This is a genomic window from Sphingomonas sp., assembly GCF_035910975.1.
In the GTDB taxonomy this organism is placed as follows: Bacteria; Pseudomonadota; Alphaproteobacteria; order Sphingomonadales; family Sphingomonadaceae; genus Sphingomonas.
Genome location: NZ_JAMHWM010000026.1, coordinates 20,570 through 41,295, shown reverse-complemented (window position 1 = coordinate 41,295; position 20,726 = coordinate 20,570). Strand labels below are relative to the sequence as shown.

The window sequence follows — 20,726 nt, the reverse complement described above, 5'->3', positions numbered from 1 at the left end:
GTGCATGGGGGAACTCGACGCAGCGGGCGATGCGGTGACGGGCGGCATGCTGGCGCGCGCCGCCGAGCCGCACGTGGGCGAGGGCGGGCATAGTAACGTGCACGGCCGCTGTCTCAACTGCGGCACCGCGCTGGTCGGCAGCCACTGCCATGCCTGCGGCCAGGCGGGCCACGTCCACAAGACGATGGGCGCGATCGGCCACGATATCCTGCACGGCGTGTTTCATTTCGAAGGGAAGATCTGGCGGACGCTGCCGATGCTGGCGTGGCGGCCGGGCGAGCTGACCCGCCGCTACATCGACGGAGCGCGCGCGCGATATGTGTCGCCGATCGCGCTGTTTCTGTTTTCCGTATTCCTGATGTTCGCGATCGTATCGAACCTGGCGCCGGCGGGACTGGTCAAAAGCGACCTGTTCGACCCCGGCCTGAGCACCGGAATGGTCCAGGCCCGCGAAAAGCTGGTCGAGGAGCGCGCCCAGGCCGACAGGGCGCTGGTCAGGCAGCGCGAGGGCCTGACCAGTGAACGGGCGAAGGAGGAGCCGCGTCCCGAACGCATCGCGCGCTATGAAAACCGCATCGCCGAAATCGAGAAGACCCGTTCGGCGCTGGTCGCCGCCGAACAGGCCCTGCCCCCCGCCACGACGTTCGAGGCGAAGGGCGCGCCGCCTCCCGCGGCGAACAACTGGCTGGACGCGAAATTCCGCGCGGCGTTGGGCAACCCCAAGCTGCTGCTCTACAAACTCAAGACTTCCGCCTACAAGTTCAGTTGGGCGCTGATCCCGATCTCGCTGCCGTTCATCTGGCTGCTGTTCCCGTTCAGCCGCCGCTTCGGCATGTACGACCACGCGATCTTCACCACCTATTCGCTGACGTTCATGTCGCTGCTGGTGATCGTGCTGGCGCTGCTGGGCACGGTGGGGGTGCCGGGACAGGCGCTGGCGGTCGCCGCGTCACTTATCCCGCCGTTCCATATCTATCGCCAGCTGAAGGGCGCCTACGGCCTGCGCCGGGGCAGCGCGCTGCTGCGCACCGGGGTGCTCGTCACGTTCATCATGGCGGCGATCGTGCCGGCGTTCATGATCCTGCTGGTCTATCTGGGCGTCGCCGACTGACGGCGCGCCAGGCCGCCGGTCAGCCCTGGAGGCTGGCGCCCGAGGCGATGTCGGGCAGAGTCGCCTGGTCCGCGCCGTCGACCGGCCCGCCGATCAGCACGAAGCGGCGGTCGCAATAGCCGCAATCGACATAGCCATGCTCGTCGATCTCCAGCCATACGCGCGGATGGCCGAGCGCGGCGGGCAGGCCGTCATGCGCCCCGTCGCAGGAGACGCGGCGGGTGGTGACGCGGGTGGTTTCGGGCGGAGCGATCATGGCGATTCGCATAGCAAGGGCGTTGCGGCACGGCAATTCGGCACAGCGCCCATCGAGGGGTTAGGAGAGTTGCTTTTGCAAGTTACGAAGCTGGCCGATCAGGTGCGCCGACCGTGCCTTCAATGTGTCGCGTAGCGCTTCAGCCTCATTTTTGGAGAACACTGCCACCTCAGATTCGGTCCCAGTGGATCGAAAGACCAGCAGTCGAAAGATCGCGACCCATTTACCGGTCGCATCCGCGGTGGCCTGAAGCTCGCCATGGCCGAGCGTCGACCGCAAGGGATCATAGGCCCGGAATGCGGCCAGTTCTCCGCGTACCTGCCTGCCGACGGCCGCCAAAGCTCCGCTTTCTCCGACGAGCTTTTCGAGCTCGTCATATTTTGGGCCGACCAGATACAGCTTCTGCCCCTTGCTGCCCGCGGCATTCAAGGTCTGGCCGACGGCACGTTCCGTCTTCGCGAAGATATCCAGCATCTCGCCACGCCACTGGTGGATTTCGGCGCACATGCGTTCCCAGCGCATTGCGTTGGTTTCCGGCGGAAATGCGAGATCGGTCATCGCGCCACCGTAACCTTGGCCGAATTGCCATCGCCTTAAAGGGGGGAGGCTTGGCGTGAACCGCGAGCGAGCCTATCGCACCGCCATGACCGAAGCCGCCATTACGATCCGCGACCTCAGCAAGACCTATGCGGGGGGCAAGCGCGCGTTGGACGGGGTCAGTTTGGATGTGCCGCGCGGCACGATCTTCGGCCTGCTCGGGCCGAACGGCGCGGGCAAGTCGACGCTCATCAACATCCTGGCGGGACTGGTCAACAAGAGCGGCGGGACGGCCGAGATCTGGGGCTTCGACATCGACGCGCATCCGCGCAACGCCAAGGCGTCGATCGGCATCGTCAACCAGGAAATCCTGTTCGACCCGTTCTTCACCCCGGTGGAGACGCTGGAGATCCAGGCCGGGCTGTACGGCGTGCCCAGGGCCGAGCGGCGTTCGATGGAGCTGCTGCGCGCGGTACATCTGGAGGACAAGGCGCGCGCCTATGCCCGCACCCTTTCCGGGGGCATGAAGCGGCGGCTGATGGTTGCCAAGGCGCTGGTCCATAATCCGCCGGTGCTCGTCCTCGACGAGCCGACCGCGGGCGTCGATATCGAGTTGCGCCAGCAACTCTGGGCCTATGTCCGCGAGCTTCATGCGGCGGGCACGACGGTGGTGCTGACCACGCACTACCTCGAGGAAGCCGAGCAATTGTGCGATCGCATCGCGATCATCAACCACGGCCGCCTGATCGCCAACGAGCCGACCCGCGAGCTGGTCGGCCGCGCGCAGGAGAAGGTCGTCGAGGTGACGGTGGACCGCGATATCACCGCCGCCCCCGCCGCATCCTTTTTCGAGAAGGTCGAGAGCGCGGGAAGGCTGCTGACGATCACCTATCGCAAGGACGTCGCCAATGCCGGCGAGGTGCTCGCCGCCGTGCAGCGTGACGGATACGGCATCGTCGACGTATCGACCAAGGAGCCGGACCTGGAGGACGTGTTCCTGAGCCTGACCCGCCGGGCCGAATAGCGCGGGCTTTCGCGAGCGGGCGCATTTCGCTAAGGGAGCCGCGACCGCGTCCCGGTCCCGGAGTTTCCCGCGGGCGATCGCCCCGATCACCGCCCCCTCGCCGTCCTGTCGCCTTGCCTGCGTCGGGATCGCCCCCATGTTGAGTCGTCATGCCGTTTCCTGATCTTCCCGCGTCGCTCGGCGACGCCCTTGCCACGCGCGGCTACAGCGCGCTCACCCCGGTCCAGTCGGCCGCGACCGCCGCCGATGCGCACGGCCGCGACCTGATCGTCTCCGCCCAGACGGGCTCGGGCAAGACCGTCGCCTTCGGCCTCGCGATGGCCGACGAACTGCTCGCAGACGGGGCGCTGCCGCCGCCGGCCTGGCCGCTGGCGCTGGTCATAGCGCCGACCCGCGAACTGGCGCTGCAGGTCAGCCGCGAACTCGGCTGGCTCTATGCCGGCGCGCGGATCGCGACCTGCGTCGGCGGAATGGACGCTGCCAAGGAGCGTCGCGCGCTGAGCCACGGCGCGCATATCGTCGTCGGCACCCCCGGCCGCCTGCGCGACCATATCGAACGCGGCAGCCTCGATCTCCAGGCGCTGCGCGCGGTGGTGCTCGACGAAGCGGACGAGATGCTCGACATGGGCTTCCGCGACGATCTGGAAGCGATTCTCGACACCACGCCCGAGGGGCGGCGCACCCTGTTGTTCTCCGCGACGATGCCCAAGCCGATCGTCGCGCTGGCGAAACGTTATCAGCGCGACGCACTGCGCATCTCGACGATCGGCGAGGAGCGCGGGCACGGCGACATCGAATACAAGGCGGTCGCGGTCGCGCCGTCCGACATCGAGCACGCCGTCATCAACCTGCTGCGTTACTTCGAGGCGGAGACGGCGATGCTGTTCTGCGCGACGCGCGACAACGTCCGTCACCTGCACGCCAGCCTGGTCGAGCGCGGCTTTTCCGCCGTCGCGCTGTCGGGCGAGCATAGCCAGAACGAGCGCAACCATGCGTTGCAGGCGCTGCGCGATCGCCGCGCGCGGGTGTGCGTGGCGACCGACGTCGCCGCGCGCGGGATCGACCTGCCCTCGCTCAGCCTGGTCATCCACGTCGAGCTGCCGCGCGATGCCGAGGCGCTCCAGCACCGGTCGGGCCGCACCGGCCGCGCCGGCAAGAAGGGCACCGCCGTCCTTCTGGTCCCCTACCCCCGCCGCCGCCGGGTCGAGATGATGCTGAAGGGCGCGCGGATCGCCGCCGAATGGTCCGATCCGCCGACGCCCGAGGATATCCGCGTGCAGGATCGCGAACGGCTGCTCACCGCGCTGCTCGCGCCGGTCGAGGCCGACGACGAGGACAAGGCGCTCGCCGAGCGGCTGATGGCGGAGAAAACGCCGGAGGAGATCGCCGCCGCACTGGTCCGCGCGCACCGCGCCGCGATGCCGCAGCCCGAGGAACTGATCGATCGTTCCGCCCTGTCGCCGCTGGCGCAGAAGGGGCACCGCGAGGGGTTCGACGACGTCGTCTGGTTCCGCATGGACATCGGCCGGCGGCAGAACGCCGATCCGCGCTGGGTGCTGCCGCTGATCTGCCGCCGGGGCCATGTGACCAAGGGCGAAATCGGCGCGATCCGCATCGGTCAGGACGAGACGAGCTTCCAGGTGCCGCGCGCCATCGCCGACCGGTTCCTGGCAGCCGTGCGCCGCACCGATGGCGAGGACGAGGTGACGATCATCCCGTCGGACGGCCCGCCCCAGCGCGGCGCCCCGCAGCGCGGCGGCCCCAACCGGCCGCAGCAGCGCCCCGGCGGATACAAGGCCAAGCCGGCGCATCACCGGGGGCCACGCCGGCCGTGAGCGGCCGGGCGTGACGATACGCATTCTGGTCGACGCCGACGCCTGCCCGGTGAAGGACGAGATCTACCGCGTCGCGTGGCGGACCGAGGTACCGGTGACATTAGTCAGCAACAGCCCGTTCCGTATCCCCGATCATCCGCTGATCGACCGGATCGTGGTGTCCGACGGGTTCGACGCCGCCGACGACTGGATCGCGGAAAGCGCCGACGCGCGGGCAATCGTCGTCACCGCCGACATCCTGCTCGCCGACCGCTGCCTGAAGGCTGGCGCGGCCGTACTGGCGCCGACCGGCAAGCCCTTCACCAGCGCCTCGATCGGCGGGGCCGTCGCCACCCGCGCGATCATGGCGGATCTGCGCGCGGGCGCGGTGGGCGACGCGATCGGCGGGCCGAAGCCGTTCGCCAAGGAAGACCGATCACGCTTCCTCTCCGCGCTCAACGCCGCGATCGTGCGGTTGAAGCGGGGATAAGACGATTGCGACGGTCCGGCGTTTCGAGGATCCTGTGCCGATGACGCACCCCGATCCGATACCCGCCGCCACCGTCGTGGTGATGCGCGAGCAGGCCGATGGCCCGCCAGAGCTGCTGATGCTCGAACGCTCGAAGGCGATGGTGTTTGCAGGCGGCGCCTGGGTGTTTCCCGGCGGTCGGATCGATGCGGGCGACCGCGCGCTCGCCGCCGCGCTCGGCCTCGATGACGAGGACGGGCCGGCGCGCATCGCGGCGATCCGCGAATCGATCGAGGAAGCGGGGGTGGCGCCCGGCGTGGTGCCGGCACCTGACGCCGTGACGATTGCCCGGTTGCGCGCCGCGCTGCACGGCGGGGCAACGATCGGCGCGGTGCTGGAGGCGGAGGATCTGGCGCTCGACCCCGATGCGCTGGTGCCCTTCGCCCGCTGGCTGCCGCTCGGCATGTCGCACCGCATCTTCGACACGCGCTTCTATCTCGCGCTTCACCCCGCAGACGCGCCGGAGCCGAGCGTCGATGCGACCGAGAATACCCGGCTGGCGTGGACAACGGCGCGCGGGGCGCTGGTGGCCGCCGACGCCGGCCGGGCGGAGGTGATTTTCCCGACCCGCTGCAATCTGGAACGGCTGGCGCTGTTCGCCGATCATGCGCAGGCGGTGGCCTATGCGCGCAGGTACGGGATTCGCGCGATCACGCCGTGGATCGAAGCGCGCGACGGGATCGACTATGTCTGCATCCCCGACGACCTGGGATATCCGGTGACCGCGCTGCCTGCACGGTTCGCGCGCCGCGCGTGACCGCTGTCCGCCGCTTTCTGGGCGCGGCGACGCTTGCGGCGGTGCTGCTGGCGATCGTCTTCGCGGTCTATTCCTTCACGAAATCACGACCGCAGGACCTGCCGTGGACCCCGCTCGGCCTGGGCGAGACGCCGGGGCTGTTCACCGCGCGCAAGATCGCCGCGCTGGGCGAGGATTTCGCGCAGTGCCGCGCCCTGCTCGACCATGCCGGCGTCCGCCACATCGCGCTGGAGCCTGTGCGCCCGGCCCAGTCGGCCTGCGGCTATGACGACGGCGTACGGTCGACCGGCGGCGCGGTGGCGCTGCGCTATGCGCCCGCCGGCCCCGGCATGGCCTGCCCCGTCGCGGCCGGGATGGCGATGCTCGAATGGAATGTCATCCAGCCTGCCGCCAAGCGCCATTTCGGCGAGCGGGTGCGGACGATCGAGCATTTCGGCAGCTACAACTGCCGCCGTCTCTACGGCCGCAGCGAAGGCGACTGGAGCCAGCACGCCACCGCCGACGCGATCGACCTGGCCGGTTTCGTCCTGACCGACGGCACGCGGATCAGCATCGTGCGCGACTGGTCGGGCACCGGAGAGGACGGCGCGGCGAAGGCGGCATTCCTGCGCGACGTGCGCGACGGCGCGTGCCGGCTGTTCACCACCGTCCTGTCGCCCGACTACAATGCCGCCCACCGCGACCATTTCCACATCGACACCGCGAACCGCGGCGCGATGGGGTGGAACGCCTGTCGGTGAGGCGAGGCGGGTAAGCGGAGCTCGGCCGCCGGTGCGCGAATGCGCGCGCCGCACCGCGGCCGGCGGTCCGCAACGTGGATCAGCCTCGCTGATTCACTGGCCGACCGTCTGCTCGATCACGCCGAAGATCGGGTGGTGCCGGTCGTCCTCGGCCCAGATGCGTACCGTGTCGCCCTTTTTCAGGAACGGCGTGACGGCCGCGCCGCTGGCGATCGTCTCGATCATCCGCACCTCGGCGATGCACGAATAGCCGACGCCGCCCTCGGCGACCGGCTTGCCGGGGCCGCCATCCGCGTCGCGGTTGCTGACGGTGCCCGAACCGATGATCGTCCCCGCCCCCAGCGCGCGGGTCTTCGCGGCATGGGCGATCAGCGTGCCGAAATCGAACGTCATGTCCTCGCCCGCCGCGGCGCGGCCGAACGGCTGGCCGTTGACATCGACCATCAGCGTGCGGTGCAGCTTGCCGTCCCGCCACCAGTCGCCCAGCGCGTCGGGCGTGACGAACACCGGCGAGAAGGCGCTGGCCGGCTTCGACTGGAAGAAGCCGAAGCCCTTGGCGAGTTCGCCGGGGATCAGGTTGCGCAGCGACACGTCGTTGGTCAGCCCGACCAGCCGCACCGCGTCCAGCGCCTGTTCGCGCGTCGCGCCAAGCGGTACGTCGCCAGTGACGACAACCACCTCGGCCTCCAGATCGCAGCCCCACGCCTCGTCGGCGAGCGGGATCGGGTCGCGCGGCCCCAGGAACCCGTCCGATCCGCCCTGATACATCAGCGGATCACGCCAGAAACTGTCGGGCAGCTCCGCCCCGCGCGCCTGCCGCACCAGCGCGACGTGGTTCACATAGGCCGATCCGTCCGCCCACTGGTACGCGCGCGGCAACGGGGCGGCGGCGTCATGTTCATGGAAGCGGAGGCGCGGGATCACCGCGTGATCGAGATCGGTCTGAAGATTCCTGAGGTCGGGCAACAGGCGTTCCCAGCCGTCGAGCGCCGCCTGAAGCGTCGGCGCGATGTGAGACGCGTCCGCGCACCACGCCAGATCGTTGGATACTACCACCAGGCGGCCGTCGCGGCCGTGCTTGAGGCTCGCCAGTTTCATCGTGCATCGTCTCCCGGTTTCACGCGTTTCATGCCCAGCGATGCCGCTCATGTCGATCATCTTATTGACAGGCCCGCATCTCTGAAGGACCTGCCGACGTCATGGGGCTGCGCTTTCTCGATCACGGCGGGGAGATGGGGCGGCGCATTCGCGACCACGACTGGGCGGCAACCCCGCTCGGCCCACTGGAGACATGGCCGGCGGCACTTCGCACCGCGCTCGGAATCTGCCTGTCGTCTAGCCACCCGACCGCGATCTGCTGGGGGCCGGAGCTTCTCCTGCTCTACAACGACACCTGGGCACCGATACTCGCCGAGCGGCACCCTGCCAGCCTGGGGCACCCCGCGGCTGAGGTGTGGAGCGACGTCTGGGATGTCGTCGGGCCGCAGTTCGCGCAAGTCATCACCACCGGGGACGGCTTTTCCGCGCAGAACCAGCCGCTGACCTTCATCCGCGGCGGCGTGCCGGTGCAGACGTGGTTCAACTACAGCTTCTCCCCGATCCGAGACGATGGCGGCGAGGTAGTCGGCATTTTCAACGAAGGCACCGAGACGACACGCTTCGTTCTCGCGGAAAGGCGCCAGACCGCCGAGACCGAGCGGCTGCGCGAGCTGTTCCACCAGTCGCCCGGCGCGGTCGCACTGCTGCGCGGCCCCGATTTCGTCTATGAATTCGCCAACGACGCCTATGGCGACCTGGTCGGCCACCGTCCGCTGATCGGGCGCCCGATCCTGGAGGCGCTGCCCGAGGTCGAGCATAATTTCCTGCCGTTACTGGAAGAAGTGCGCCGCACGGGCGTGGCTTTCCGCGCCGACGCGGCCGAGGTGCCGCTGTTCAACCGCGAGGGCGGGATGGGCGAGATCCGGCTGCTCGATTTCGTCTATCAGCCGATCCGCGGTGTGTCGGGCGAGGTCGCCGATATCCTCGTGCAGGCCAACGACGTCACCGACCGCGCGCGCGCGGAACAGGCGCTGCGGGAGAGCGAGGAACGGCTGCAGCTCGCGCTCGATTCGTCGGTCGGCGTCGGCACCTGGGACTGGGACGTGCCGGCCAATCTGGTGACCGCCGACGCGCGGTTCGCACGGCTGTACGGCGTCGATCCCGAGATCGCCGCAACGGGCGCGTCGATCGAGACCTTTTTCCGCGGCATCCACCCCGACGACCGCCCGCGCGTGCAGGCCGCGATCGAGGCGACGCTGACCGCCGGCGCGCCTTTCGCGGAGGAATATCGGCTGGTCGCCGGAGAGGATGTGCACTGGGTCGTGGCGCAGGGCCGCGCGCGCTTTGACGCACAGGGGCGCGCGGTGCGCTTTCCCGGCATCAGCTTCGACATCACCAAGCGGCGCCTGGCCGAGGAAACCGCACGCAGCGTCGCCGACGATCTGCGCATCGCCACCGAAACGCAGGATTTCGTCTACCGGCTGACCGACCAGGTTCGCCGGCTCGATTCAGCCGACGAGATCATGCGCTTCGCCGCGTCCGCGGTTGGCAGGCGGATGGCGGCGGACCGGGTCGGGTTCTGCCGCATCCGCGACGATCGCATGGAATTCCACGCGGGCTGGACCGGTGAGACGCTGAAGCTCCAGACCGGCAGCGTTCCGCTGGCCGCACTGGGCGAGGAGGCGGTCGCTGACTATCGGGCCGGCACTACCCGCGTGGTCGCGGACTATCTGAAGGAAAATCCGCATCTTGCCCAGGAGGCCCGACAACAGGCCGGCGCGGGCATCGGCGTGCCCCTGTTGCGCCAGGACGGCTGGGTCGCAGGCTTCTACGTCAATCAGGATCGACCGCGCCACTGGACCGCCGAGGAGGTCGCGCTGATCGAAACGGTCGCGGGCATCGCCTGGGACGCCGTCGATCGCGCCGAGGCGGTCACCGCGCTGCGCGAGAGCGAGACCAAGTTCCGCGCGATCGCCAACTCGATCGACCAGATGGTGTGGTCCACCCGGCCCGACGGCTATCACGATTACTTCAACGATCGCTGGTACGAATTCACCGGCGTGCAGCACGGATCGACCGACGGCGAGGGCTGGAACGGCATGTTCCACCCCGACGACCGGGATCGCGCCTGGGCGGTGTGGCAGCACAGCCTGAGGACGGGCGAGGATTATCGAACCGAGTACCGCCTGCGCCACGCCGGCGGCGGCTATCGCTGGGTGCTGGGCCGGGCGCAGGCGGTGCGCGACGACGGCGGCGCCATCCTGCGCTGGTTCGGCACCTGCACCGACATCCAGGAGATCATGGAGGCGCGCGAGGTGCTGGCCCTTTCGCGCGCGGACCTGGAACAGGCGGTGATCGAACGTACCGAACAGCTGATGGCCGCCGAGGCGCAGCTGCGCCAGGCCCAGAAGATGGAGGCGCTCGGCCAGCTCACCGGGGGCATCGCGCATGATTTCAACAACATGCTGGCGGTGGTGATCGGCGCGCTCGACCTGCTCGACCGCCGCATCGCGCAGGGGCGCACCGATGTGGGGCGCTATGTCGAGGCGGCACGCGACGGTGCGACGCGCGCGGCGGCGCTGACCCAGCGGCTGCTGGGCTTTTCGCGCCAGTCGTCGCTGGCGCTGACCGCGACCGATTTGAACGCGGTGATCTCCGGCATGCGAGACATGCTGGCGCGCACGCTGGGCGATACGATCGTGGTGGATACGCAGCTTGCCGGGGACTGGGCCGGGCATACCGACGCGGCGCAGCTCGAGAATGCGATCGTCAACCTGGCGGTCAACGCCCGCGATGCGATGCCCGGCGGCGGACGGGTGACCATCGCCACCGCGAACCATGTAGTCGATGCCGAACGCGCCGCGGCGATCGGCGTGCCGGCGGGCGACTATGCCGGAATCGCCGTCACCGATACCGGCACCGGCATGCCGCCCGATGTCGCGGCGCGCGCTTTCGAACCGTTCTTCACCACCAAGGCGATCGGCAAGGGGACTGGGCTGGGCCTCAGCCAGGTGTTCGGGCTGGTCCGCCAGTCGGGCGGCCATGTCGCGATCGAAAGCGTGGCCGGCGAAGGTACGACGGTGCGCATGCTGCTGCCCCGCGCCGACTCGCCGGCCACCAAGCGCGCCGGCCCCGACGATCGGCGAGCGATGCCGCGCGGCCGCGCGGAGGAGGTCGTGCTGGTGGTCGAGGACGAGGAGCGCGTCCGCGCCTATTCGCGCGAGGCGCTGGCCGAGCTCGGCTATACCGTGGTTGAGGCGGCAAGCGGTGCCGGGGCCCTGCGGCTGATCGCGGGCGGCCAGCCGGTCGATCTGCTGTTCACCGACGTGATGATGCCGGGGATGAACGGCCGGGAGCTGGCCGACGCGGCACGCGAACGCCTGCCGGGCCTGCCCGTGCTCTACACCAGCGGCTATACCGGCGACGCGGTCGACCTAGCGGATGCCGGAAGCGGCGTGCTGACCAAGCCGTTCGACATCGCCGCGCTGGCGACGCGCGTACGTGTCGCGCTCGACGCGGGGCGGCAGGCGCGCTAGGGCGCGCGCGACTTTCCCCGGCACGAGGATTAGCAAGTGGCAAACGTCGCGGTGATCGGCGCCCAATGGGGCGACGAGGGCAAGGGCAAGATCGTCGACTGGCTCGCCGAGCGGGCCGATCTGGTCGTCCGTTTTCAGGGCGGGCACAACGCCGGCCACACGCTGGTGGTGGGCGAGAACGTCTACAAGCTGTCGCTGCTGCCCTCAGGCATCGTTCGCGGCACGCCGAGCGTGATCGGCAACGGCGTGGTGCTCGACCCCTGGGCGCTGAGGGACGAGATCGCACGGCTGGAGGGCCAGGGCGTCGCCGTTTCCCCCGAAACCCTGACGATCGCCGACACCTGCGCGCTGATCCTGCCGTTCCACCGCGATCTCGACGCACTGCGCGAGGATGCGAGCGGCGCGGGCAAGATCGGCACCACCCGTCGTGGCATCGGACCCGCCTATGAGGACAAGGTCGGCCGCCGCGCGATCCGCGTGTGCGACCTCGCCCACCTCGACGCGCTGGGGCCGCAGCTCGACCGGCTGACCGCGCACCACGACGCGCTGCGTGCGGGGTTCGGCCAGCCGCCGATCGATCGCGAGCGGCTGCTGGCCGAACTGCGCGAGATCGCAGGATTCGTCCTGCCCTTCGCCAAGCCTGCCTGGAAGCTGCTGGCCGAGGCCAAGGCGGCGGGGCGGCGGATGCTGTTCGAAGGCGCGCAGGGCGTGTTGCTCGACGTCGATCACGGCACCTACCCGTTCGTCACCTCGTCGAACACGGTGGCGGGCACCGCGGCGGCGGGATCGGGCCTGGGGCCCAGCGCAGTCGGCTTCGTGCTGGGCATCGCCAAGGCCTATACGACGCGCGTCGGATCGGGGCCGTTCCCGACCGAGCTCGACGATGCGATCGGCGAGCGGCTGGGCACGCGCGGGCATGAATTCGGCACGGTGACGGGCCGCAAGCGGCGCTGCGGCTGGTTCGACGCGGTGCTGGTGCGCCAGTCGGCCGCGGTTTCCGGTGTGACCGGGATCGCGCTGACCAAGCTCGACGTGCTCGACGGGTTCGACGAGGTGCGAATCTGCACCGGCTATCGTCTCGACGGCGAGAACCTCGACCATTTCCCCGCGCACGCCGCCGATCAGGCGCGCGTCGAGCCGATCTGGGAGGTGATGGCCGGCTGGTCGGAAACAACTGCCGGCGCGAGAAGCTGGGCGGAGCTGCCCGCCCAGGCAATCAAGTACATCAAGCGAATAGAGGAACTGATCCGCTGCCCGGTCGCGTTGGTCTCGACCAGCCCGGAGCGCGAGGACACGATCCTCGTCCGCGATCCTTTCGCGGACTGACCGGCCTCGGCCCCGGTCCCGGCCGCTGGCTTACCAGCTGGTCGGCGGTTCAGCGGTGTTGTTCGTCACCGGGTCGGGAGCCGGCGTCGGATTCGGCTCCGGGGCCGGCATCGGCGATGGGGTTGGCGGCGGCGTCTCGTTGGTGACGATATTGTTGTTGATGTCCTGCGTCGGGGCGGGCGTCGCGACCTGCGCGAGCGCAGCGGTCGATCCGCACAGGATGAGCACGCTGGCGATCGTGGATTTGCGCATGATTATCTCCTTTGCGCCGAACCAACGCCCCGTCGGTGCGAAAGTGGCGCGTCCGGTCCCGGATTCGCGGCCGTCCGTCGCCGGATGACCACGAATCCGTTTCTTGGCCCGACTTAGCGGGGCTTCTTCCTGTCCTTCTTCGCTGTCCCGTCATCCGTCGCCGGATCTGCTGGCGGAGCGGCGTCATCGGTCGTCGGAACGGGGGCGGGTTCGGCCACCGGCTCACTGGGCACCGGCGTCAGCGCCGGGTCAGCCGGCGGGGTCGGTGCCGGCAGCGTCGTGTCGGCGGGCGGCGTCTGGGGCGTAGCCGGGGGCAGTTGCTGGGCCCCGGCGGCGGTCGACAGGCCGAACGCGAACAGGCCGGCGATGAGGGTCTTCTTCATGGTCTTCTCCAGTTCGTCCCCTGCGCCTTTCATTATACTGGCGCATTGGACGAACGGGCGTCAGCCCACCCCCTGGCCGGCACGGCTCAGCCGCATTGCGCGCGGTGGAGCAGCTTCTGGTCCGCCAGCACCAGCGCCATCATCGCCTCGACGACGGGCACCCCGCGAATCCCGACGCAGGGATCGTGCCGGCCCTTCGTGGCGATCTCGGTCGCGGCACCGTCCGGGCCGATCGTTTCGACCGGCGTCAGGATCGAGCTGGTCGGCTTGAACGCGACGCGCAGGCGCACCGGCTGGCCGGTCGATATGCCGCCGGCGATCCCGCCGGCGTGGTTGGCGAGGAATTCGGGCGCGCCGTCACCCGGCCGCATCGGATCGGCATTGCCTTCGCCCGACAACGTCGCCGCGGCGAAGCCGTCGCCGATCTCGACGCCCTTCACCGCGTTGATCGACATGGCGGCGGCGGCAAGCTCCGCATCGAGCTTGGCATAGAGCGGCGCGCCCCAGCCGGCCGGCACGCCCGTCGCCCGGCACGCGACGATCGCGCCCAACGACGAACCCGCCTTGCGCGCGCCATCAACCAGTGTCTCCCACCGCGCGGCGGCGGCCGCATCGGCGGCGAAGAACGGATTCTCGCCGATCTGCGCGGGATCGAACCCGGTCGCCGCGTCGCCGCCGATCGCCTCGACCCAGCCGGTGATCGTCACTTCCGGGATCACCAGCCGCGCAACCGCACCCGCGGCGACCCGCGCCGCCGTCTCGCGTGCGGAAGATCGCCCGCCGCCGCGATAGTCGCGAAAGCCGTATTTGGCGTCATAGGCATAGTCGGCATGGCCGGGGCGATAGGCCTTGGCGACCTCCGAATAGTCCTTCGATCGCTGGTCGACATTCTCGATCATCAGGCTGATCGGCGTACCGGTCGTCCGCCCGTCGAACACGCCCGACAGGATGCGCACCGCATCGGGCTCGCGCCGCTGGGTGGTGAAGCGACTGGTGCCGGGGCGGCGCTTGTCGAGCCACGGCTGGATATCGCCTTCGGACAGCGCGATGCCCGGCGGGCAACCGTCGATCACCACCCCAAGCGCGGGACCGTGGCTCTCGCCCCAGGTGGTGAAGCGGAACACCCGCCCGAAACTGTTCCAGCTCATGCAGCCTCCCCCAGCGCGGCGAAGGCCGGCGCGTGCGCCGCCTCCCCCCGCTCCCCGCACGGCATCGCCCCGCCCTGAAGCGGCAACGCCATGAAATGCTCGCCGGCATAGGGCGAGGCGAAGCCCGTAGCCCAGTCGGCCGAAAAACCGTGCCGGCCATAAAAGGCCTGATCGCCCAGCACGAAGCACAGGACCACGCCGGCATCGGCCAGGTTGCGCAGCCCGGTGCGGATCAGCATGTCGGCCACGCCATATCCGCGATGCGCCGGACCGGTCGCGATCGGCGCCAGCGCGACGGAGGGGACCGCGCGGCCCGCGATATCGACCGCCATCGTGCTGAACGCGACCATCCCTGCCAGCGCGCCGGTATCGCCATCATCGGCGACGATCGTCAGTACCATGTCGCCATCGATGCACAGCCGCCGCACCAGCGACGCCTCCGCCGCTTCAGGAAACGAGGCGATCAGCAACGCCTCGATCGCCGCGACGTCCCCACCCGTCGCGTGCCGGACGATATAGGTCACGCCAGCGCGATGTCGGGCGCGTCCTCGGCCTTCATGCCGATGACATTGTAGCCGGCATCGACGTGATGGACCTCGCCGGTCACGCCCGAGGCGAGGTCGCTGACCAGGTAGAGGCCGGCGCCGCCGACGTCCTCGATCGTCACGTTGCGCTTCAATGGCGCGTTGAGCTCGTTCCACTTCAGGATCAGGCGGAAATCGCCGATGCCCGAGGCGGCGAGCGTCTTGATCGGGCCGGCCGAGATTGCGTTGACGCGAATGCCGTCGCGGCCCAGGTCGACCGCCATATATTGCACGCTCGTCTCCAGCGCGGCTTTGGCGACGCCCATCACGTTATAATGCGGGATGACCTTTTCCGCGCCGTAATAGCTGAGCGTCAGCAGGCTGCCGCCGGGCTTCATCAGCCGCGCCGCGCGCTGGGCGACGGCGACGAACGAAAAGACGCTGATGTTCATCGTCATCAGGAAATTGTCGAGGCTGGTGTCGATATAGCGGCCGCGCAGCTCGTTCTTGTCGGAAAAGCCGATCGCGTGAACGACGAAATCGATCTGCGGCCAGCGTTCGCCGAGCGCGGCGAAGGTCTTGTCGAGTTCGGCCATGTCCGACACGTCGCAGTCGAGCAGGAAATCCTGGCCAAGCTGTTCGGCGAGCGGGCGCACGCGCTTCTCCAGCGCCTCGCCCTGGTAGCTGAACGCCATCTCGGCGCCCTGTTCGGCCAGCTTCTGCGCGATCCCCCAGGCCAGCGACCGGTCGTTCGCCAGCCCCATCACCAGCCCGCGCTTGCCCTGCATCAATCCGGTCACGCCGCCTTCGCCTCCGTCTTTTCGGCCTCAGGCGCCTCTACACCGGTCGGGGGCGGTTCGGCCAGAGCCGCGTTCAGATGCGCGCCGAACACGATGCCGAGGCCGATCAGGAAGAAGAATAGCAGCGCGACGACGACGCCCGCCAGGCTGCCATAGGTCAGGTCATAGCCGCCCAGATTCGACAGGACGAGCGGCAACGCCGCCGTCATGCTGACCCACCAGATCGCGGTGAACAGCGCGCCGGGCCATTTCGGGCAGTCCGAATAACGGTATTTGGACGGCGTGACCGAATAGAACAGCATGTAGAGCGCCCCGAACATTACGATGCCGGGGACGATGCGGCTGATCCCGATCCAGCTCGCCGCCCCTTCCGCGAATGGCACGAGGCGGTAGACGAACTGCTCGGCCGCCGTCAGCACACCCTGGATCAGGAATGACAGCAAGGCCAGGATCACCGACCCGACGATGACCAGCACCGATCCCAGCCGGTATTTCCAGAACGGATTGGCGAACACCGTGCCATAGGCGCGGCGGAAGATGTCGCGGATCGTCTCGATGAAGCTGCCCACCGTCCACAGGCCGACGAGCCCGCCGAGCCACAGCAGCGATCCCGTGCGCGCGGCGAGCACGTCGCTGATCGGCTTGCGCAGGATATCCGCGACGTCGGGCGGCAGGACGTAGAGGAACGATGCGACGGCGCGCTGCGTCTCCTCCGACTGGCCGAGGATCGATGCGATCGCGGCGGCAACGATGAAGAAGGGGAACACCGTCATCAACGCCAGGTAGGCGAGGTTGCCGGCGTGGATGAACCCGTCGTTGTAGACGCCGACCAGCACGCGCTTCGCGACCTGCCAGGCCGCGCTGCCGGGCTTCACCTTGGCCAGTCCCTTGTCGATCCGCTGGCGCGCCTTGCCGGGTTGATGGGCGCGAGCTTCGGGCGTCTGCGGGGCGATATCGTCCATGCGGAGGTCAGACGCCCAGTCGCGCCCTCGGGTTCCCCTGGTCGCGGCCGGGCCAGTCCTTCACGAACGCCTTCAATGCCGCATCGTCACCGGGAAGCTCGATCATCAGCGTGACCAGCTGGTCGCCGCGCGAGCCGCCCTTGGCGTGGAAGCCACGGCCCTTCAAGCGCAGCACCTTGCCCGACGAGGCGCCCGCCGGCACCGTCAGCATCACCTTGCCCTCGACGGTCGGCACGGGCACCTTGCCGCCCTCCACCGCCTCGGCCAGCGTCACCGGCAGGTCGAGCCGCACATCGTCGCCATCGCGGGTGAAGAAGCGGTGGGTGCCGACCTCGATCGAGACGATCGCGTCGCCGCGCCCGCCGGGGCCTTCCTCGCCCTTGCCGGTCAGCCGCATCTGGGTGCCGGTCTCTACGCCGGCGGGCAGCTTCAGGTCGATCGTCTTGCCGTCGCGCAGCGTCACGCGCTGGGTGGCGAGGCTCGCCGCATCCTCGAAACTGACGACCAGCCGATAGGGCACGTTGGCGCCCTTCGCCGCCGGGCGCCGGCCGAAACCGCCCGAGAAGCCGCCGCCACCCTGCCCCCCGCGCGCGCCGCCGAAGATGCTTTCGAAGATATCGGAGAAGTCGCCGCCTTCGCCGCCGCCACCGAAATCGGCTTGGAAACCGCCTTGACCACCCCGCCCGCCGGCGCCGGGGCGCGGGCCATATCCGAACGGGGTGGCCGGATTGCCGTCGCCGTCGATCTCGCCGCGATCGAAACGCGCGCGCTTGTCCTTGTCGGTCAGCAGGTCGTACGCCTGCGTCACCTGGCTGAAGCGTTCGGCCGCCTTGGGATTGTCCTTGTTGCGATCGGGATGCAGCTCCTTGGCGAGCTTGCGATACGCCTTCTTGATCTCGTCCTCGCCGGCGCCGCGCGCGACGCCCAAGGTCTGGTAAGGATCGGCCATCTACATCCCTGTTCGCATGATCGCGCGCCTATGTGGGGCAGGCGCGGCCTTCGCGCAAACCCCCTGTCAGCCGATGGTGCCATCGCGGCGCAGCGCGGCGACCTCGTCCGCCGCCACGCCGAGCGCGGCAAGCACGGCGTCGGTGTCGGCGCCCGGGGTGACCGGAGCGGCGGGATCGGCGGCGGGCGTCGTCGAAAGGCGCGGCGCGGGCGCGGGCTGGCGCAGGCCGTCCACCTCCAGATAGGTGCCGCGCGAGACATTGTGCGGGTGCGCCGCCGCCTCGTCGAGCGACAACACCGGCGCGAAACAGGCATCGCGTCCGGCGAAGGCCGCCACCCATTCGTCGCGCGGGCGTGTCGCGAAGATCGCCGCCAGTTTTTCCTTCAGTGCGCCCCATGTGCGCGGATCGAACTGCGCGTCGAAGGCCGGATCATCGGCGACGCCGGCGACGGCGCGGAGTTCGGCGTAGAATTGCGGTTCGATCGCGCCGACCGCAACGAACCTGCCGTCGGCGCAGACATAGCTATCGTAGAAATGCGCGCCGCCGTCGATCAGGTTGACGCCCGGCCGGTCGGCCCAGCGCCCTTCCGCCTTCAGCCGCCACAGGATCGCGGCGATGAGCGCGGAGCCGTCGGTCATCGCCGCGTCGATCACCTGGCCGCCGCCGCCTCGCGCCACGTTCAGCAAGGCCGCCAGCATCCCGTAGGCCAGCATCATCCCGCCGCCCGCGAAATCGCCGACATAATTGACCGGAGGCACCGGTTTGCCGCCCGCAGTCCCGATCGTGTGGAGCACGCCCGAGATCGCGATATAGTTGATGTCGTGGCCGGCGGCCTGCGCCAGCGGTCCCGACTGTCCCCAGCCGGTCATCCGGCCATAGACCAGCTTAGGATTGTCGCCGAGCAGCACGTCGGGGCCGAGCCGCAGCCGTTCCATCACGCCGGGCCGATACCCCTCGATCAGGCCGTCCGCCTCCGCGCACAGCCGCCGCACGAGCGCGACCCCCGCCGGTTGCTTCAGGTCGATCGCGATCGATCGCCGGGATCGCGACAGCACGTCATGCGGCGCCGGCGGCGTGCCGGGACGGTCGATGCGGATCACTTCCGCCCCGTGATCGGCCAGCATCATGCCGGCGAACGGACCGGGGCCGATCCCGGCGAACTCGATGATCCGGATGCCGTCGAGTGCGCCGGGCATGCAATGTCCTCTTCCACCGTCATCCCCGCGCAGACGGGGTCAATTCTGGCTGACCTTGCCGCAGGAACCGTGAGGCTGGCCAGAATTTATCCCGCCTGCGCGGGAATGACGGCGAAGAAACCGGCGCCCTATTTCGCGCCGTGGCCGTTGTAGAAGGTGCCGAAGAAATCGCCCTTGTTCCATGCCGGGCGTTCGGCCGCGTCGGCGATCTCGCGCGCGATGGCGTAGTTGACCTCGATGAAGCGCACGCCCTGCGACCAGTCGATCGCCGGGTTCCACGGCTCGTCCGACGGCTTGTGGTAATGCTTGGCGAAGAACTCGTCGACCGCGGCCTGGCCCGGCCCCTTGACGCCCGGCCACAGGAACACGCTGGGCACGCCCTGCTGGACGAAGCGATAGTGATCCGACCGCACGAACAGGCTCTGGTCGGGCATCGGATCGGGCGAGAAGCCGACGCCGATCCCGGCCGCCGCGCGCTTGACGATCGGCCCCAGCGTCGAGCGTTCGGCGCCGAAGGCGATCACGTCCTCGAACTTGTAGGTGATGATCGGCATGTCGAGGTTGACGTTGGCGACCATCCTGCCGCCGGGCACGTCGGCGCCGAAGCTGGGATTGTTGGCGAAATATTCGGCGCCGACCAGGCCCTTTTCCTCGGCGGTGACCGCCAGGAACAGGATCGAGCGCCTGGGCGGCGTTCCGCTCGCCTTGAACTTCTTGGCTTCCTCGATCAGCGAAGCGATGCCGACGGCATTGTCCTCCGCCCCGTTGTAGATCGTGTCGCCGTTCACCGCGCGGCCGACACCGACATGGTCGAGGTGCGCGGTGAGGACGACCACTTCGTCCTTCACCTTCGGATCGCCGCCGGGGATGATGCCGGCGACGTTGCTGCTGGCGACCGTCGTCCATTCGGTGTTGATCGTGGCGCTGAGCGTGCCGGGCAATGCCTGCGCCTTGAACCTGGTCTCGTCCGATTCGGCGCCCTTGGCGATCGCCGCCCAGCCGGTGCCGAACAGCTTCGCGGCATAGGCCTGGCTGATCGAGCCGAGCGCGGGCGCGCGCGGCGCCGGATCGAAGCCGACGCCGTCCTTCGCCCAGGCGGTGCGGCTGCGGTTGTAGCCTTCGGCCAGCCTGGCGAAATTGCCCGCCTTGGCGCCCGCCGCATTCTCGATCAGGATGACGCCCGCCGCGCCCTTCATCTGCGCGACCTGGCGCTTGGACTGCAGGCTGCCGTAATGCGCGCGGATCTCCGGGTGGAAGCTCTTGGGCGCGCCGCCGAAGACCAGCACGATCTTGCCCTTCACGTCGACGCCGGCATAATCGTCGCGGCCCGTTTCGGGATTGACGATGCCATAGCCGACGAAGGCGAGCCCGCCCGTCACGTTGGTGGTCGCCTGCGAGGCGTTGGTGCCCGGCGCATAATCCTGCCCGAACACCAGCGGCACCGGTTTGCCGCGCGGGGGCGTGTAGCTCAGGCTGCCCTTGTCCTTCGCCTTGACCTGGATCAGCGGCACGGCCTGGAGATAGCTGCCGGCATCACCCGCCGGACGCAGCCCGGCGGCATAGAATTGCGATGCCACATATTGCGCGGCGATGTCATATTCGGGTGTCCCAGCCTCGCGGCCCTTCAGCGCATCGGACGCCAGGAACATCACATGCGCCTTCATCGCCGCCTCGGCCGGGGGCAGCGCGGCGTTGACCGTCGCGTTGCGCTTGGCGAGTTCGGTGGCCGAGACAGGCTGCGGGGCGGGCGCGGGGGCCGGGGCTTCCTGAGCGTGGAGCGCGGCGGCGGCGAGCAGGGCGAGCGGCGAGACGGCCGCGAGACGAAGGATGCGCAAGGTCGGAC

Annotated in this window: 20 protein-coding genes; 8 read left to right on the top strand and 12 right to left on the bottom strand. The window is 69.1% G+C overall.

The genetic code is table 11. The features are described from left to right. Positions 1-4 precede the first annotated feature (4 nt). Positions 5-1,111 carry a DUF3667 domain-containing protein gene (locus tag VYI76_RS04740; RefSeq protein WP_326523621.1) on the top strand — a complete coding sequence of 369 codons (1,107 nt, stop codon included), beginning with the start codon at positions 5-7 and terminating at the stop codon, positions 1,109-1,111. Between the two features lie 19 nt (positions 1,112-1,130). Here VYI76_RS04740 and VYI76_RS04735 read toward each other — a convergent pair whose 3' ends face one another. Beyond that, positions 1,131-1,367 carry a zinc-finger domain-containing protein gene (locus VYI76_RS04735; protein ID WP_326523620.1) on the bottom strand — a complete coding sequence of 79 codons (237 nt, stop codon included), beginning with the start codon at positions 1,365-1,367 and terminating at the stop codon, positions 1,131-1,133. Between the two features lie 60 nt (positions 1,368-1,427). Beyond that, the gene (locus VYI76_RS04730) at positions 1,428-1,925 is read right to left on the bottom strand and encodes a hypothetical protein (RefSeq protein WP_326523619.1); all 498 of its coding nucleotides are present in this window, start codon (positions 1,923-1,925) and stop codon (positions 1,428-1,430) included. Between the two features lie 85 nt (positions 1,926-2,010). Between VYI76_RS04730 and VYI76_RS04725 the strand changes: the two genes are divergently transcribed. The 5 genes from VYI76_RS04725 to VYI76_RS04705 all read left to right on the top strand — a co-directional run bounded on the left by VYI76_RS04725 (position 2,011) and on the right by VYI76_RS04705 (position 6,768). Continuing rightward, on the top strand, positions 2,011-2,928 hold the full coding sequence (locus tag VYI76_RS04725; protein ID WP_326523618.1) for an ABC transporter ATP-binding protein: 918 nt from the start codon (positions 2,011-2,013) through the stop codon (positions 2,926-2,928). A 149-nt stretch (positions 2,929-3,077) separates the two neighbouring features. Then, entirely contained in the window at positions 3,078-4,763 is a 1,686-nt protein-coding gene (locus tag VYI76_RS04720) for a DEAD/DEAH box helicase (RefSeq protein WP_326523617.1), read from the top strand. A 16-nt stretch (positions 4,764-4,779) separates the two neighbouring features. Next, a complete protein-coding gene (locus VYI76_RS04715) occupies positions 4,780-5,232 on the top strand; it encodes a YaiI/YqxD family protein (RefSeq protein WP_326523883.1) in 453 nt (150 codons plus the stop codon). 40 nt (positions 5,233-5,272) lie between these two features. Continuing rightward, complete coding sequence (locus VYI76_RS04710; protein WP_326523616.1) at positions 5,273-6,028, top strand: NUDIX hydrolase; 756 nt, start codon at positions 5,273-5,275, stop codon at positions 6,026-6,028. Continuing rightward, positions 6,025-6,768 (top strand): extensin-like domain-containing protein, encoded by a 744-nt coding sequence (locus tag VYI76_RS04705; RefSeq protein WP_326523615.1) that lies wholly within the window; start codon positions 6,025-6,027, stop codon positions 6,766-6,768. The genes VYI76_RS04710 and VYI76_RS04705 overlap by 4 nt, the downstream gene beginning before the upstream one ends. A gap of 93 nt (positions 6,769-6,861) precedes the next feature. Here VYI76_RS04705 and VYI76_RS04700 read toward each other — a convergent pair whose 3' ends face one another. Then, positions 6,862-7,866 (bottom strand): fumarylacetoacetate hydrolase family protein, encoded by a 1,005-nt coding sequence (locus VYI76_RS04700; RefSeq protein WP_326523614.1) that lies wholly within the window; start codon positions 7,864-7,866, stop codon positions 6,862-6,864. A gap of 101 nt (positions 7,867-7,967) precedes the next feature. On the opposite strand from VYI76_RS04700, the gene VYI76_RS04695 reads away from it, so the two are divergent. Continuing rightward, positions 7,968-11,342 (top strand): PAS domain-containing protein, encoded by a 3,375-nt coding sequence (locus VYI76_RS04695; protein ID WP_326523613.1) that lies wholly within the window; start codon positions 7,968-7,970, stop codon positions 11,340-11,342. Positions 11,343-11,378: 36 nt separating this feature from the next. Then, complete coding sequence (locus VYI76_RS04690) at positions 11,379-12,668, top strand: adenylosuccinate synthase (RefSeq protein ID WP_326523612.1); 1,290 nt, start codon at positions 11,379-11,381, stop codon at positions 12,666-12,668. A gap of 30 nt (positions 12,669-12,698) precedes the next feature. Here the strand turns inward: VYI76_RS04690 and VYI76_RS04685 are convergent, their stop codons facing one another. The 9 genes from VYI76_RS04685 to VYI76_RS04645 all read right to left on the bottom strand — a co-directional run bounded on the left by VYI76_RS04685 (position 12,699) and on the right by VYI76_RS04645 (position 20,718). Further along, on the bottom strand, positions 12,699-12,920 hold the full coding sequence (locus VYI76_RS04685) for a hypothetical protein (protein ID WP_326523611.1): 222 nt from the start codon (positions 12,918-12,920) through the stop codon (positions 12,699-12,701). A 113-nt stretch (positions 12,921-13,033) separates the two neighbouring features. Then, complete coding sequence (locus tag VYI76_RS04680; RefSeq protein ID WP_326523610.1) at positions 13,034-13,303, bottom strand: hypothetical protein; 270 nt, start codon at positions 13,301-13,303, stop codon at positions 13,034-13,036. A gap of 86 nt (positions 13,304-13,389) precedes the next feature. Continuing rightward, on the bottom strand, positions 13,390-14,451 hold the full coding sequence (gene aroC, locus VYI76_RS04675) for a chorismate synthase (RefSeq protein WP_326523609.1): 1,062 nt from the start codon (positions 14,449-14,451) through the stop codon (positions 13,390-13,392). After that, entirely contained in the window at positions 14,448-14,975 is a 528-nt protein-coding gene (locus VYI76_RS04670; protein WP_326523608.1) for a GNAT family N-acetyltransferase, read from the bottom strand. Before VYI76_RS04670 ends, aroC begins: the two co-directional genes overlap by 4 nt. Continuing rightward, positions 14,972-15,775, bottom strand: coding sequence for an enoyl-ACP reductase FabI (fabI, locus tag VYI76_RS04665; protein WP_326523607.1), 804 nt, complete (start codon positions 15,773-15,775; stop codon positions 14,972-14,974). The genes VYI76_RS04670 and fabI overlap by 4 nt, the downstream gene beginning before the upstream one ends. Then, complete coding sequence (locus tag VYI76_RS04660; RefSeq protein WP_326523606.1) at positions 15,772-16,737, bottom strand: YihY/virulence factor BrkB family protein; 966 nt, start codon at positions 16,735-16,737, stop codon at positions 15,772-15,774. Before VYI76_RS04660 ends, fabI begins: the two co-directional genes overlap by 4 nt. A gap of 7 nt (positions 16,738-16,744) precedes the next feature. Beyond that, positions 16,745-17,686: a J domain-containing protein gene (locus VYI76_RS04655; protein WP_326523605.1), complete on the bottom strand. Its 942-nt coding sequence runs from the start codon at positions 17,684-17,686 to the stop codon at positions 16,745-16,747. 66 nt (positions 17,687-17,752) lie between these two features. Continuing rightward, the gene (locus tag VYI76_RS04650; RefSeq protein ID WP_326523604.1) at positions 17,753-18,883 is read right to left on the bottom strand and encodes a CaiB/BaiF CoA transferase family protein; all 1,131 of its coding nucleotides are present in this window, start codon (positions 18,881-18,883) and stop codon (positions 17,753-17,755) included. Positions 18,884-19,011: 128 nt separating this feature from the next. Then, a complete protein-coding gene (locus tag VYI76_RS04645) occupies positions 19,012-20,718 on the bottom strand; it encodes a M28 family metallopeptidase (RefSeq protein ID WP_326523603.1) in 1,707 nt (568 codons plus the stop codon). Positions 20,719-20,726 lie beyond the last annotated feature (8 nt).